Raw genomic sequence first — 13513 nt, 5'->3', positions numbered from 1 at the left:
TCTGAGCCAGGGTTGGTCACCTTGGAACGCCCATCCTACCCGCACCGCCTTACCCAGTGACCCGGCCGAACCTACGAATAAGCAGGCCCCACCGGGCGAAGAACATCGAAGACGGATCAAACGGTCAGCAGCGCGTGCACGCCGCGTGGTTCGAGCCGCTTGCGCCCGTCGAGGAAACCCAGCTCCATGAGCACCGTGAATCCGGCGATCACCCCGCCGGCCTGCTCGACCAGGTCCATGGTCGCGGCCGCGGTGCCGCCGGTGGCCAGCACGTCGTCGACCACCAGGACCCGCTGCCCGGCCGTGAACGCGTCCTCGCTCACCTCCAGGGTGGCCTCGCCGTACTCCAGCGCGTACGTCGCGCTGAAGGCCGGTCGCGGCAGCTTGCCGGCCTTGCGCACCGGCACCACACCGGTCCCGGTCGCGTACGCGACGGCGGCCGCCACCACGAAGCCGCGCGCCTCCACCCCGGCCACCACGTCGAACGAGTCCGCCCCGTAGTGGCCGACGATCCCGTCGACGACCTTCCGGAACGTGGCGCCGTCGCCGAACAGCGGCATCAGGTCCTTGAAGAGGATCCCCGGCTTGGGGAAGTCCGGCACGTCCACGGTGCCGCTCGCGACCAGCGCGGCCAGCCCCGGCCCGCTGTCCCCGGTCACGTCAGAGTTCTCGCTAGTCACGGCGGACAGCCTAGCGCCTGGCACGGGAACGGCCCGCCACCCGAGGAGGTGGCGGGCCGTCGCCGGGATCTCGCTGTCAGCGCCGCTTACCGCTACCGCCGACCGGAAACCGAGGTCTCGCTGTCAGCGCCGCTCACCGCCGCCGCCGACCGGAAACCGAGGTCTCGCTGTCAGCGCCGCTTGCCGCCGCCGCTGGGCCGGTTGCCGGCCCCGCCGCCGCGGTTCGTGGTGTTGCGCTTGGCGGTCGGGCGGGCGCCCGGCCGCGGTGCGCTGCCGGCCAGCACCGACGCCTCGTCGGACTCGGTCGCGTTCGCCGGCCGGGTCCGCTCGCCCTTCGGCGCGACGTCGCTGGACCGCTGCTGACGACGGGCCAGGACCCGGGCGGTGTGCGCCTTGATCTTCGGCTCCTGGTCCTTGAGCGCGCTCAGCACCGGCGCCGCGAACACGATCGACGAGATGACGCCGAAGCCCATGCCGACGAAGAGCACCAGGCCGAGGTCCTTCAGGGTCCCCGCGCCGAGCAGGCCGGCACCGATGAAGAGCAGGCCACCGACCGGCAGCAGCGCCACCAGGCCGGTGTTCAGCGACCGCATCAGGGTCTGGTTGACCGCGAGGTTCGTCGCCTCGGAGTATGTGCGCGAGCTGCCCGCGGTGATGCCGCGGGTGTTCTCCTGCACCTTGTCGAAGACCACCACCACGTCGTACAGCGCGTAACCGAGGATCGTCAGGAAGCCGATCACCGTGGACGGCGTGACCTCGAAGCCGACCAGCGAGTAGACGCCGGCCGTCAGCACCAGGTCGAGCAGCAGCGACAGCAGGGCCGCGACCGCCATCCGCCACTCGAACCGCACGATCAGGTATGCCACCACGAGCACCAGGAAGATGATCAGACCGAGCACGGCCTTCTCGGTGACCGCGCCGCCCCAGGCCGCGGAGACCTGGTTGTCGCTGACGTCCTCGGCGGGCACACCGAGGTCCTCGACCAGCGCCGCCTTGGCCTGCTCGGCCTCCGCCGGGGACAGCGCCGAGGCGCGGACCGTGTAGCTGGCGTCAGCCCCGTTGCCGACCTTCTGCGCCGCGGTGACCTCGGCCGCCGGGTCGACGGACTGGACTGCCCGCTCGACCGCCTCCTGCGCCTCGGTCTGCGTGAGCGTGCCCTCGGCCGTGGTCGCCGGGATGGTGAACGAGGTGCCACCGGCGAACTCGATACCCAGTTCGAAGCCTCGGACGATGAAGCTGCCGATCGAGATGACCACGATCGCGGCCGCGACGGCGAACCACACCTTCCGGCGGCCCACGATGTTGATGTTCGCCTCGCCCTGGTAAAGGCGAGTGGCGAGACCGGGACGGGCCATGTCAGGCCTCCTTCACGCGCGAGGAGGTGGGCTCCTCGGACTGGGTGCGCAGGACGCGGCCCAGGCCGCTGACCCGCGGCGACATGAACGCCTTGGTGTTGGCGAACATCGTCATGATCGGGTGACGGAAGAGGAACACCACGAGCAGGTCGAGGATCACCGAAAGACCCATCGCGAACGCGAAGCCCTGCACCGCGCCGATCGACACGATGTAGAGCACCGCGGCACAGAGGATCGTGATGGTGTTCGCCGAGATGATCGTCCGGCGGGCCCGCTGCCATGCCCGGGGCACGGCACTGCGTGGCGTCCGGCCCTCATGGATCTCGTCCTTCAATCTCTCGAAGTAGATGACGAACGAGTCCGCCGCGACACCCAGTGACACGATGAAACCGGCGATACCCGCCAGGGTCAGGGTGAAGCCCATCGTCCGGCCGAGGAAGACCAGCGCGCCGAAGGTGAGCAGCGCGGACAGGCCGAGACTCAGGAAGATGACCGAGCCGAGCAGGCGGTAGTAGAAGAACGCGTACACCGCGACCAGGCCCATGCCGATCGCGGCGGCGAGCAGACCCGCCTCGAGCTGCTGCAGGCCCAGCGTCGCGGAGATCGTCTGCATCGGGCCGGCCTCGAAGTTGACCGGGATGGCACCGAACTTCAGCTGGTCGGCGAGCTTCTTCGCGGTGACCGGCGTGAAGTCACCGGTGATCTGCGACTGACCGCTGAGCACGCCCTGGATCTGCGGCGCGGAGAGGATCTCCTTGTCCAGGACCACGGCGACGGCGCAGTGCTCGGCCGAGCCGTAGAGCGAGGAGACCGCCACGAAGCACGGGTCGCTCTGCGTCGCGTTGAACGCCTTGCGGGTCAGCTCGGTCCACTTCTTCTGGCCCTCAGCCTTGAAGTCGAGCGAGACCACCGACTGGCTGGTCTGCTGGTCGATCTGCGGGCTGGCGTTGGCGATGTCGTCACCGACCACCTCCGCCTTGTCCAGCATGACCTTGGCGCCACCCTCGTAGCAGGCCACCACCTGCGAGTTGATGTCGTCGATCGAGCCGTTCGGCCGCGTGTTGAGCTGCTTGCAGCTGACCGTCGGCACGTTGAACTGCATGGCCGGCGTGAGCACCGCGACCTCGGGGCCGGTCAGCGTGGAGAACGCCTTGAACGGCAGGCCCGCCTTCGGGTCGGTGGTCAGGTCCACCGGAGCGGTCAGCTTCTCGGCCGTGGTCCAGAGGTCCGCACCGATCTTCTTCTTGACCTCGGCGAGCAGCGCCTTCTGGTCGGCGGTCTGCGGCGCGGGCGCGGCGGCCGAGGCGGACGGCGCGGGAGCCTCCGCGGAGGCCGACGCGGACGGCTCGGTGCTCGGCGCGGGCGCGCCGCCACCCTGGCCACCGGTCGACGGGGCCGGCTCGACGGCCGGGGCGCTGCCGCTGGTCGCCGGTGCCGAGGCGCCGGCGGACGGCGCGGCCGACGGTGCGCCGCTGGCCGACGGTGCGGCCGACGGGGACGCCGGGTTGACCGCGCTCTCCGCGACGTCACCGGTCACACCGGTGAGAAGCCGGAACCGCATGTTGGCGGCCTGCGAGAGATCCTTGAGCTGGTCGTCGGCCTCACCGGCGAGCGAGACGACGATGGTGTTGTTGCCCTGGATCACCACCTCGGCCTCGGAGACGCCGAGCGCGTTCACGCGGCTTTCGATGATCTCCTTCGCGGTCTCCATGGCCTCCTGAGTCGGAGGCTCACCGAGCTGCGAGGCGATGTACGTGGCCTGGGTGCCGCCGACCAGGTCGAGGCCGAGCTTCGGCTCGAGGCGGTCGGAGAAGCTGCCCTTCGCGCCGCCGGCGAAGAAGACGAGCAGATACAGGACGACGAAGACCAGACCGAGCACGGCGAGTTGCCGTCCAGGATGCATCTGTCCCTGTGGTGGTCGTGCCACGGCGTTGGGTCTCCCTGCGCTACGGCCGCGCGTGGGGCGCGGCGTGTTCGATCGGTTACCGGCGTCGACGGTTTGACGGCGGCCAGACGGACCGGCCCGCTAGGTGCTGCGGACCGGCCCGGGGGGTGTCTATGCGGTTCTCAGTCCTGCTTGTTGGCGCGGTTCTCGACGACCGGGCTCTGCGGCTCGTCCACGACGGTCTCGTCGTCGGCCGGCTCGACGTCCGGCTCGGGGATGGTGTCGCCTGCCTTGTGCACGACGCGGGCGATCGCCGGGCGCGCGAACCGGACCTGCACGTCGGGCGCGATCTCCAGGGTCACCACGTCGGCGTCGGCCAGGACGACCGTGCCGTGCAGCCCGCCGATCGTGACGATCTCGTCGCCCGGACCGAGGGAGTTCTGCATCTCCTGAGCCTCGCGGCGCCGCTTCTGCTGCGGGCGGATCATGACGAAGTACATGAACCCGAAGAGAAGGACGAGGATCAGCAAGAACGAGAAATTGCCGCCGCTCGCTTGCTCAGCTGCCTGTGGCACGAAAAAAGCCTTCCGTAAGCCGCCGGCGCGACGGGTGGCGGGCGCCAGGGGGCGATATGCAGATTCCGGTTGGAACGGCGGCGAGTCTAATAGGTCAACCTTGAGATAACGAATGCGGCACACGTCACGTTCACATCACGAGGGATAATCAGGCGTCCCGGGCGAACAGGTCACCCTGGAAAACGCCTGCCCGCCCGTCTTGTGGCGGTGTCTTCCCCAGATGAGCCCATCCAGCCTCGGTCGCCACCCGCCCCCGGGGTGTCCGCGCGAGCAGCCCGGCACGCACGAGGAACGGCTCACACACCTCCTCGACCGTGTCCGATTGCTCACCAACCGCAACTGCGAGCGTGGAAAGTCCGACCGGGCCACCCTTGAACGACTCGATCAGGGCGCGCAGCACCGCCCGGTCCAGCCGGTCCAGGCCCAGGCCGTCCACGTCGTACACCTGAAGCGCCGCCTTGGCGACCTCCTCGGTGACCACGCCGTCCGCACGGACCTCGGCGAAGTCGCGCACCCGGCGCAGCAGCCGGTTCGCGATACGCGGCGTGCCGCGCGAGCGCCCGGCGATCTCCGCCGCGCCCTCCGGGGTGATCGGCACACCGAGGATCCGCGCCGAACGGTGCAGCAGCGCGTCCAGGTCGGCGGGCGAGTAGAAGTCCAGATGCGCGACGAAGCCGAACCGGTCACGCATCGGCCCGGACAGCAGACCGGCCCGGGTGGTCGCGCCGACCAGCGTGAACGGCTCCACGTCGAGCGGAATCGCGGTCGCGCCCGGGCCCTTGCCGACCACCACGTCGACCCGGAAGTCCTCCATGGCGCTGTAGAGCAGCTCCTCGGCCGGCTTCGCGATCCGGTGGATCTCGTCGATGAACAGCACGTCGCCGGGCGCGAGCCCGGTCAGGATCGCCGCCAGGTCACCGGACCGCTCGATCACCGGACCGCTGGTGGTCCGGATCCCGGTGCCGAGCTCGGCCGCCACGATGTTCGCCAGGGTCGTCTTGCCGAGGCCGGGCGGCCCCGAGAGCAGGATGTGATCCGGCGGGGTGCCCCGGCCCATCGCGCCCTTGAGCAGCAGTTCGAGCTGGTCCCGCACTCTGTGCTGTGCGATGAAGTCGGCCAGCCGCCGTGGCCGTACAGTCGCCTCGGCGTCCAGCTCCTCGTCCTCAGCAAACGGGGAGACGATTTCCTCGTTCATCGAGTTTTGCCCAGCAGCCTGATCGCCTGGCGCAGCAGCAACGGCACCGGCGGCGCCTCGCCGTCGATCGTCTCGGCGACCGCGGCCACCGCCTGGTCGGCCTGCGACGCCGTCCAGCCGAGCGCGAGCACGCCCTGGCGGACCTGTTCCTGCCAGGCACCGGCGAGCAGGGCGGCCGAGCCGGTGTCACCGATCGCCACCGGGCCGATCTTGTCCTTGAGCTCCACGACGAGTTTCTCGGCGCCGCGTTTGCCGATCCCGGGGACCTGAGTCAACGCGGCCAGATCTCCGCCGGCGATCGCGCGGCGTACCGAATCGGGGTTGTGGACCGCGAGCACCGCCTGCGCGATGCGAGGTCCGACGCCGTTTGCCGTCAGAAGCAGCTCGAAGAGCTGCCTTTCGTCGTCGTCCGCGAACCCGTAGAGAGTGAGCGAGTCCTCCCGCACGATCAGGCTCGTCGCCAGCCGGGCCTCGGCGCCGGTGCGCAGCGAGGCGAGCGTGTTCGGCGCGCAGAGCACCCGCATGCCCACGCCGCCCACCTCGACGACGGCACTGTCCGGAAACATCGCGGTGACCACACCGCGCACGCTGGCGATCATCGGCTGCTCCTGCGGGCGGCGGCGATCGCCGCGGCTTGGATCTTCGCACGGGTGCCCCCGCGCCAGATGTGGCAGATGGCGAGAGCGAGCGCGTCCGCCGCGTCCGCCGGCCGGGGTGGCGCGTCGAGGCCCAGCAGGCGGGTGACCATGGCGGTGACCTGCGCCTTCCCCGCCGTCCCGGATCCGGTCACGGCGGCCTTCACCTCACTCGGGGTGTACGTCTGCACCGGCAGCCCGGCCCGCGCCCCGGCCAGCACGGCGACCGCGCTGGCCTGCGCCGTGCCCATCACCGTCCGCACGTTGTGCTGCGAGAACACCCGCTCCACCGCCACGCTCTCCGGCTTGTGCTCGGCGACCAGCGCGCTCAGCTCGGTGTCCAGGCGCAGCAGCCGCAACGAGATGTCGTCGTCCGGATCGGTGTAGACCACGTAGTAGCCGATCAGCTTGCCCGGCCGCCCCGGCACCCCTTCGACGACGCCCACGCCGCACCGGGTCAACCCCGGGTCGATGCCGAGCACGCGCACCACGGCCTCCCCTCGCGTACGTGTGTTCGACACCCTAATACGCCGCACACTTGCGCCCGCCGCCGACACGCCTCGACGATGGGTGCGGGAGGTAGCCATGTACCTCATCCCGCCGATGGACGACGAGCCGCCAGAGGGCTTCGTCAATTTCGTCGCCGTGCACGCGCGCTCGCTGCGCGCCGAGTCAGCCCGCCTGACCGGCGGCGACGCCGTGTCGTCCGCGATCTTCACGGACGTGCTCATCGATGTGGCCGGGCACTGGCGCCGGTTGCGCTGGTGGGGGCGGCTGACCGGGTCCGACGCCGCCGGCGCCTACCTGCGCAAGCGCCTCTCCGCGCGAGCCGCGCAGTGGAGAGAGGATCAGGTCTACGAGGTCGAGGTCCGGGTGCTGAGACCATTCGACCCTTATATCGGTTTTGTCCCGCCGGGCGGGGGCAGCCTGGCGCTGCGCAAGGCCGCGGTCATCGACGGCACGGTGAGAGCATCCCTGGACGCGCTGGCCGACGCGGAGATCGCCTGGGTGCACGCGTGGCGCCGCAATCAGTGGCGCCTGGTCCTGTGGCGCGTCACCGGAGCGGTGCTGCTCATCGGCGGCATGCTGCAGTACTTCTCGTCGCTGAGCACCGGCGGATACTGAGCGGGGGCTCGCGCCCCCGCTCCGCGCCTCACGCGTCGATCGCCGCCATGACCTCGTCGGAGATGTCGAAGTTGGCGTAGATGTTCTGCACGTCGTCGCAGTCCTCGAGGACGTCGATCAGCTTGAACACCTTGCGGGCCGCCTCCTCGTCCAGCGGCACGGTCATCGTCGGCACCAGCGAGGACTCCGCCGAGTCGTAGTCGATGCCCGCACCCTGCAGCGCCGTCCGCACGGCCACCAGGTCGGTCGGCTCGCTGACCACCTCGAAGCTGTCGCCCAGGTCGTTGATCTCCTCGGCGCCCGCGTCGAGCACGGCGAGCATCACGTCGTCCTCGGAGAGCTCACCGTTCGGGACGATCACCACGCCCTTGCGGTTGAACAGGTACGACACGCTTCCGGCGTCGGCGAACGTGCCGCCGTTGCGGGTCAGCCGGGTGCGCACCTCGGTGGCCGCCCGGTTCCGGTTGTCGGTGAGGCACTCGATCAGGATCGCCACGCCGTTCGGGCCGTAGCCCTCATACATGATCGTCTGCCAGTCGGCGCCGCCGGCCTCCAGGCCGGAGCCACGCTTGACGGCGCGATCGATGTTGTCGTTCGGAACCGAGGACTTCTTCGCCTTCTGAATGGCGTCGTAGAGCGTGGGGTTACCAGCCGGATCGCCACCGCCGGTCCGCGCCGCCACCTCGATGTTCTTGATCAGCTTCGCGAACATCTTGCCGCGCTTGGCGTCGATGACGGCCTTCTTGTGCTTGGTCGTCGCCCACTTGGAGTGGCCGGACATGCGTAACCTCCGTGTCTACCGTACGGGTGCGGCCTGGCGGACCATCTCGACGAAGTACCGGTGGACGCGAAGGTCGCCGGTCAGCTCCGGGTGGAAAGCCGTGGCGAGCAGGTTCCCCTGCCGAACAGCGACAATCCTACCGGCGGCGGGCCCGTCCTTGACGCGCCCCAACACCCGCACGTCTTCGCCGACCTCCTCGACCCACGGCGCGCGGATGAAGACCGCGTGAAAATCGCCGCCCTCAACCTCGTCGATGGTGACCGCCGCCTCGAACGAGTCGACCTGCCGGCCGAACGCGTTGCGCCGCACCGTCATGTCGATGCCCTGGAACGACTCCTGGTCCGGCCGCCCGTCCAGCACCGTCGCGGCCAGCATGATCATGCCGGCGCAGGAGCCGTAGACCGGCATCCCGTCGGCGATGCGCTTGCGGATCGGGTCGAGCAGCCCGAACGACACCGCCAGGTTGCTGATCGCGGTCGACTCGCCGCCCGGGATCACCAGGCCCTCGACGTCGGCGAGCTCCTCCGGGCGGCGCACCGGCCGGGCCAGCACGTCCGACTCGGCCAGCGCGGACAGGTGTTCTCGCACGTCGCCCTGCAGGGCCAGCACTCCGATGTTCACGCCCCAACTGTATTTCTCGGGGTAATGCAGGCCACCGGGAGGTCGATTGGCTATCGGAGGCCGCCGCGCGGCTTCGTACGATCCCGATTGTCGAAACCCCGCACTCGTCGTCAGAACACCGCACTAGGAGCCGAATCCCATGTCTGAGAACCAGCCCGCCGTCGGAACCGCCCGCGTGAAGCGCGGCATGGCGGAGATGCTCAAGGGTGGCGTGATCATGGACGTGGTCACCCCCGACCAGGCGAAGATCGCCGAGGACGCGGGCGCCGTCGCTGTCATGGCGCTGGAGCGGGTTCCGGCCGACATCCGGGCACAGGGCGGCGTCTCCCGCATGTCCGACCCCGACATGATCGACGGCATCATCAGCGCGGTCTCCATCCCGGTGATGGCCAAGGCCCGCATCGGCCACTTCGTCGAGGCCCAGGTCCTGCAGTCGCTCGGCGTCGACTACGTCGACGAGTCCGAGGTCCTCACGCCCGCCGACTACGCCAACCACATCGACAAGTGGCAGTTCACCGTCCCCTTCGTCTGCGGCGCCACCAACCTGGGCGAGGCACTGCGCCGCATCACCGAGGGCGCCGCCATGATCCGCTCCAAGGGCGAGGCCGGCACCGGCGACGTCTCCAACGCCACCACGCACATGCGCAAGATCCGCGCCGAGATCCGCCGCCTCCAGACTCTCCCCGAAGACGAGCTCTACGTCGCCGCCAAGGAACTCCAGGCACCGTACGAGCTGGTCAAGGAGGTGGCCGAGGCCGGCAAACTCCCGGTCGTCCTCTTCACCGCCGGCGGCATCGCCACACCCGCCGACGCCGCCATGATGATGCAGCTCGGCGCCGAGGGCGTCTTCGTCGGCTCCGGCATCTTCAAATCCGGCAACCCCGCCGAGCGCGCCGCCGCCATCGTCAAGGCCACCACCTTCCACGACGACCCCGACGTCCTCGCCAAGGTCTCGCGCGGCCTCGGCGAAGCCATGGTCGGCATCAACGTCGAAGACGAACCCGTCCCCCACCGCCTCTCCGAACGCGGCTGGTAACCCCAAACCCAGCGTGTGGAGTTCGGGTGCGCATGAGGGCCGAACTCCACACGCAAAGGCAGCAACCCGACGGCGTGTGGAGTTCAGGTGCGCATGACGGCCGAACTCCACACGCAAAAGCTGCAACCCGACGGCGTGTGGAGTTCAGGTGCGCATGACGGCCGAACTCCACACGCAAAGACAGCAACCCGACGGCGTGTGGAGTTCAGGTGCGCATGACGGCCGAACTCCACACGCAAAGGCAGCAACCCGGCGTGTGGAGTTGAGGTGCGCATGACGGCCGAACTCCACACGCGAAGGCGGCAACCTGGCGTGTGGAGTTGAGGTGCGTATGAGGGCCGAACTCCACACGCAATGGAGGGGTTAGACGGGGGCTGTTGGTAGGACGCCCTTGGGTGGGTGTGTGGGTGTCGGCAGGGCGGGGGGCAGGTCCGGCAGGATCGGTTCGACGATGTCGAAGTATTCGGGCCGGGGGTAGCGCCGGTTGAGGCCCAGAAGCCGGACCAGGACGCGGCGGCGGGCGCTCAGCGCGTCGCGGACCAGGTCGGTGTGCACCTGGCGGGCCAGGACCACCCGGCGGCTGGTGGCGATGAGTGTGCGGGCCGCCGGGTCGGTGGGGTCCAGGTCGACGGTCTGGAGTTGGCGCGTCAGGTCGTTCTCGGCGGACTCGCGGTCGCCGGGTTCGGCGTCGAGGGCCAGGCGGGCCGCGGCGTAGAGCTCCACGGACTCGTTCTGCTCGGCGACCACCGCGGCGGCCGCGGCGCGGCGCATCAGGTGGGCGTCGAGGGCTCGCTCGCCCGACTGGGCTCGCATGTGCAGGCGCTCCACACGCTGAGCGGTCCAGCCGAGGTACGCCGAGAAGATCGCGGCCAGCACGACGACTCCCACCACCCACCACATGCGGGGCATCGTAGTGCTGGATTGTGTCGCACTGTTACGTGCCCTTACCGGGCTCCGCCCACTCGTCGTCGAAAACGCGACCGTCGGTGGCCTCGATCGCGGTGGCGTACACCTCGAGGACCCGGTTGGCCACGCTGGGCCAGTCGAACGCGGCGACGGCGACCCGGGCGCAGGACGCCAGGTCGGCCCGCCGTGCCGGGTCGTCGAGGAGTTCGCCCAGCAGGGTGGTCAGGGCGGCCGCGTCGCCGGTGGGGAACAGGGCACCGGCCCGGCCGCCGTCAAGGACGCGACGGAAGGCGTCCAGATCACTGGCGGCGATGGCGGCGCCGGCGGCCATCGCCTCGGTCAGGATCATGCCGAAGCTCTCGCCGCCGGTGTTCGGCGCCACATAGATGTCGACGCTGCGCAGCATCCGGGCCTTGTCCGCTTCCGATACGAGACCCAGGAACTCCACCCGATCGTGCAGGTCGGGCGGGATGTCCTCGTACAACTCCTCACGGTCGCCGGGTCCGGCCACGAGCAGGCGCAGGTCCGGCCGGGAACGGGCGAGTGACACGTACGCCGTACGCAATAGCGGGAAGCCCTTGCGCGGCTCGGTGAATCGGCCCAGGAAGCCCAGCGCACCACCCTGGCCGGGCCATCCGGGCAATGGCGCAGCCGAGGCGAACTTGCGCACCGCCACCCCGTTGGGGATCTCCACCGCGCCGCCACCGAGGTGTTCGACCTGGACCTTGCGGGCGAGCTCGCTGACCGCGATCCGTGCGGTGATCTTCTCGATCACCGGCTGCACGAACGTCTGCGCGGCCGACAGTGCCCGCGACCTGGTCATCGCGGTGTGGAAGGTGGCGACGACCGGGCCGCGCGCGGACACCACGGCCAGGAACGACAGGCTCGGCGAGATCGGCTCGTGCACGTGCAGGACGTCGAATTTCCCCTTGGCCAGCCACCGGCGCACCCGTGCCGTGGAGACCGGGCCGAACGCGATCCGGGCGACCGACCCGTTGTACGGCAGCGGCACCGCGCGCCCCGCCGAGACCACATAGCCGGGAAGCTCGGCGTCGTCGTCGGCCGGCGCCAGCACGCTCACCTCGTGACCGAGGCCGATCAGCGCCTCCGCCAGGTCCATGATGTGGTTCTGCACACCGCCCGGGATGTCGAACGAGTAGGGCGAGACGATCCCGATCCGCACAGTTCCCCCCAAAACCCTAGAGCCAGAGCTTCTGGAGCATGTGCCAGTCCTGCGGGTGGTCGGCGATACCGGCCGCATACGCGTCCGCGAGCTGCTGAGTGGTGCTTTTCACCCGCTCGTCGAGCGGGCCGGAAACCGGCGGAGTGATCGGCCGCATCCGTGCCATCGTGCGCTTCTCGTCGAACCAGAGGTCGACCGCGAAGATCGGCGCGCCGGTCCGGATCGCCAGGATCGCCGGTCCCCCGGGCATCCGTGTCCGCCCGCCGAAGAACTCGACCTCGACCCCGGAGCGGGACAGGTCCCGGTCGCCGAGCAGCGCCACCACCCAGCCCTTCTCCAGGTGCTCGCCGAGCACGTCGAGGGGCGGGCGCTCGCCACCGGTCAGCGGCAGCACCTTCATGCCGAGCTTCTCCCGGTACTCCAGGAACGCCTCGAACACGCCCTCCGGCTTGAGCCGCTCGGCGACCGTGATCATCGGCCAGTCGTGGGAGACCACCCACGCGCCGGCGACGTCCCAGTTCGCCACGTGCGGCAGGGCGAGGATGACGCCCCGGCCGTCGGCGACCGCCTTCTTCAGCTGCTGGTAGCTCTCCGGAACCATGAAGAAGCCGTCGAGGAACTGCCGGCGGGTCTGCGACGGAAGGCGGAACGCCTCCATCCAGTACCGGGCGTACGAGCGGAGGCCGTCCCGGACCAGTGTGTCCGGCATGTCGGCCCCGGCGACCTGCCGCAGGTTGCGCCGCAGCCGCTGGGTGGCCGGGCCGTTGCTCCGGTACGCGCGGTCGGCGACCGTGCGGAACAGCGCGCGGGCGACGGGCAGCGGCAGTGCGCGGACCACCCGCCATCCGGCGGCGTAGCCGAACTCGATGAGCCGGTCCTTCACGCCGACGGCACCTTCGGCTCGGTGCGCCCGGCGTGGATGAGCCGCTGGAACGCGGTGACCACGGAGAGTGCGGCGAGCACCCACAGCGCGGCGGGCAGGCCCCACTCGAGTCCGGCCGCGCCGAGCAGTCCGCCGACGCCGACGATGAGCAGCCGTTCCAGCCGCTCGGCGATGCCCACGTCCGCGTTCAGGCCGAGGCTCTGCGCGCGGGCCTTCACGTACGACACGACCTGCCCGAAGACCAGGCTGATCAGAGCGGCGACCACACCGCCGTACGGGTTGCCCTCGGTGGCCAGGTAATACGTGACCGCGCCGAAGACCGCGCCGTCGGCGATCCGGTCCATGGACGAGTCGAGGAGTGCCCCGAACTTGCCGGATCCTCCCCGGATGCGGGCCATTGTGCCGTCGAGCGCGTCCGTAAGGGCGCAGGCGGTTACGATCACGGTGCCCCAGAACAGGTGTCCCTGTGCACCGAAATACGAACCGATCAGCACACCGACGGTGCCGGCGACGGTCACGGCGTTGGGTGAGACGCCGACCCGGAGCAGGAAACGTGCGGTCGGGTCGACCACATATGCGACGACGGCTCTTGCCGTCGATTGAACGATCTTTGCCATGGCCGTCCCACCATAACGGCGTGCGACCAGCGGTGG

Annotated in this window: 15 protein-coding genes; 2 read left to right on the top strand and 13 right to left on the bottom strand. The window is 69.9% G+C overall.

The features are described from left to right. Window positions 1-116: 116 nt before the first annotated feature. The 7 genes from AB0M02_RS19885 to ruvC form a co-directional block, all read right to left on the bottom strand. The gene (locus AB0M02_RS19885; protein WP_364228682.1) at window positions 117-680 is read right to left on the bottom strand and encodes an adenine phosphoribosyltransferase; all 564 of its coding nucleotides are present in this window, start codon (window positions 678-680) and stop codon (window positions 117-119) included. Window positions 681-850: 170 nt separating this feature from the next. Then, window positions 851-2035, bottom strand: a complete 1185-nt coding sequence (gene secF, locus AB0M02_RS19880) for a protein translocase subunit SecF (RefSeq protein WP_364228680.1) — start codon at window positions 2033-2035, stop codon at window positions 851-853. A 1-nt stretch (window position 2036) separates the two neighbouring features. Next, on the bottom strand, window positions 2037-3938 hold the full coding sequence (gene secD, locus AB0M02_RS19875) for a protein translocase subunit SecD (protein WP_364228963.1): 1902 nt from the start codon (window positions 3936-3938) through the stop codon (window positions 2037-2039). A 164-nt stretch (window positions 3939-4102) separates the two neighbouring features. Next, a complete protein-coding gene (gene yajC, locus AB0M02_RS19870; protein ID WP_364228678.1) occupies window positions 4103-4495 on the bottom strand; it encodes a preprotein translocase subunit YajC in 393 nt (130 codons plus the stop codon). Between the two features lie 148 nt (window positions 4496-4643). Beyond that, window positions 4644-5690, bottom strand: coding sequence for a Holliday junction branch migration DNA helicase RuvB (ruvB, locus tag AB0M02_RS19865; RefSeq protein WP_364228676.1), 1047 nt, complete (start codon window positions 5688-5690; stop codon window positions 4644-4646). Beyond that, entirely contained in the window at window positions 5687-6289 is a 603-nt protein-coding gene (ruvA, locus tag AB0M02_RS19860) for a Holliday junction branch migration protein RuvA (RefSeq protein ID WP_364228674.1), read from the bottom strand. The genes ruvB and ruvA overlap by 4 nt, the downstream gene beginning before the upstream one ends. Then, complete coding sequence (ruvC, locus tag AB0M02_RS19855; protein WP_364228961.1) at window positions 6286-6813, bottom strand: crossover junction endodeoxyribonuclease RuvC; 528 nt, start codon at window positions 6811-6813, stop codon at window positions 6286-6288. The genes ruvA and ruvC overlap by 4 nt, the downstream gene beginning before the upstream one ends. A 97-nt stretch (window positions 6814-6910) precedes the next feature. On the opposite strand from ruvC, the gene AB0M02_RS19850 reads away from it, so the two are divergent. Continuing rightward, window positions 6911-7450, top strand: a complete 540-nt coding sequence (locus tag AB0M02_RS19850; RefSeq protein WP_364228672.1) for a hypothetical protein — start codon at window positions 6911-6913, stop codon at window positions 7448-7450. 28 nt (window positions 7451-7478) lie between these two features. Here AB0M02_RS19850 and AB0M02_RS19845 read toward each other — a convergent pair whose 3' ends face one another. Further along, window positions 7479-8231 (bottom strand): YebC/PmpR family DNA-binding transcriptional regulator, encoded by a 753-nt coding sequence (locus AB0M02_RS19845; RefSeq protein WP_364228670.1) that lies wholly within the window; start codon window positions 8229-8231, stop codon window positions 7479-7481. Between the two features lie 15 nt (window positions 8232-8246). Then, window positions 8247-8852 (bottom strand): pyridoxal 5'-phosphate synthase glutaminase subunit PdxT, encoded by a 606-nt coding sequence (gene pdxT, locus AB0M02_RS19840; protein ID WP_364228669.1) that lies wholly within the window; start codon window positions 8850-8852, stop codon window positions 8247-8249. 139 nt (window positions 8853-8991) lie between these two features. On the opposite strand from pdxT, the gene pdxS reads away from it, so the two are divergent. After that, a complete protein-coding gene (pdxS, locus tag AB0M02_RS19835) occupies window positions 8992-9888 on the top strand; it encodes a pyridoxal 5'-phosphate synthase lyase subunit PdxS (protein WP_364228667.1) in 897 nt (298 codons plus the stop codon). Between the two features lie 363 nt (window positions 9889-10251). Here pdxS and AB0M02_RS19830 read toward each other — a convergent pair whose 3' ends face one another. From AB0M02_RS19830 to pgsA, 4 genes are read right to left on the bottom strand one after another with little or no spacing between them, the layout of a single operon-like run. Continuing rightward, a complete protein-coding gene (locus tag AB0M02_RS19830) occupies window positions 10252-10797 on the bottom strand; it encodes a hypothetical protein (protein WP_364228665.1) in 546 nt (181 codons plus the stop codon). 25 nt (window positions 10798-10822) lie between these two features. Further along, window positions 10823-11977, bottom strand: a complete 1155-nt coding sequence (locus tag AB0M02_RS19825) for a glycosyltransferase family 4 protein (protein ID WP_364228663.1) — start codon at window positions 11975-11977, stop codon at window positions 10823-10825. A 16-nt stretch (window positions 11978-11993) separates the two neighbouring features. After that, window positions 11994-12860, bottom strand: coding sequence for a phosphatidylinositol mannoside acyltransferase (locus AB0M02_RS19820; RefSeq protein ID WP_364228661.1), 867 nt, complete (start codon window positions 12858-12860; stop codon window positions 11994-11996). After that, window positions 12857-13477, bottom strand: coding sequence for a phosphatidylinositol phosphate synthase (gene pgsA / locus AB0M02_RS19815; RefSeq protein ID WP_364228659.1), 621 nt, complete (start codon window positions 13475-13477; stop codon window positions 12857-12859). Before pgsA ends, AB0M02_RS19820 begins: the two co-directional genes overlap by 4 nt. Between the last annotated feature and the right edge of the window lie 36 nt (window positions 13478-13513).

The organism is Actinoplanes sp. NPDC051861 (assembly GCF_040681145.1).
Taxonomy (GTDB): domain Bacteria; phylum Actinomycetota; class Actinomycetes; order Mycobacteriales; family Micromonosporaceae; genus Actinoplanes.
This window is presented reverse-complemented; position numbering and strand designations above follow the sequence as displayed.